The organism is Bartonella tribocorum, assembly GCF_002778015.1.
Taxonomy (GTDB): domain Bacteria; phylum Pseudomonadota; class Alphaproteobacteria; order Rhizobiales; family Rhizobiaceae; genus Bartonella; species Bartonella tribocorum_B.
Genome location: NZ_NJPP01000083.1, coordinates 1 through 936 on the forward strand (window position 1 = coordinate 1; position 936 = coordinate 936).

Here is a 936-nt window from a genome sequence, read left to right on the forward strand (position 1 = left end):
TTCGCTTCGCAAGCCGTTGTCAATTCTTGTGCAATGATCACTTCATTTGTCCAGTCAAGGGTGATGGGTGCGGTCAGGTGAGCGGTGTAAAAGGTTGGATCAATGGCAAGCTGTAAAATGCCATGACCAATAGCCCCTGTTTGGGGAAAACCTTCATCGCGATAACTGTCATCGAGAAAAGGGTCTGCAAACATGCCTTTTTTGGCAACGGGTTCTTTAGAGTCAACATTACTTTTAATACGCTCTAATTGCATGAGGCGATCAAGAGAGAGCACCCGTTGAAAATAACGCCACATCTCATCATAAGGAGCAACACGTGTGCCATCATTAACCACTTGGGGGGTGCTAAGCCAATTGTTGGTAATGGTAGCAAGGGAGAGCACATCATCAGGGACACTGGGAGCCATGGGTTGGTCTGAGGAGACCCCTTTGATATAGACAACATTGCCCCCTGTGTTGAGACCAATACGGTCAATGCGTGGGAGTTTGTAAGTGTAACTCACAATGATATCACCCCCTATTGCTCCACCGGATACCGTAATTTCCTGCGCTGTCACTTTATCTGCTTTTATGCTCGCGCGGGTGCGGTAGGTCACCGTATAGCTGCTTCCTGGTAAGGGTTCATCTCCCATAGGCGCCCAATCAATGGTGTCTCCGGTTTTTTTGAAATCCTTGCCTTCTTTAAATTCTTTTCCACCTTGAACAATTTTGATAAAAGAGGTGATGCTTTTGTCCGGCACGCCATCACGCCCAGCGGCAACCGCACCGCGGGTGATTGTTACGGTTTTTTCTTTGGTCAACAAAATGGAATGAACAGCAGCAATGGGAGCGTAATAGGTTTTAAAGGTAAAGCTTGTTTTTCCCTTTTGGGGCACAAAAATATGGGTTTCACTAGGGACAGCACTTGTCGAAAAGTCTTCCACCTCTTCATAGCGC

1 protein-coding gene is annotated in these 936 nt (G+C 47.0%); it reads right to left on the reverse strand.

Annotated elements, in window-relative coordinates:
- Nucleotides 1–936 (reverse strand): DUF4815 domain-containing protein (locus tag CEV08_RS09275; RefSeq protein ID WP_143434476.1); only part of this gene is annotated, 936 nt, incomplete at both ends.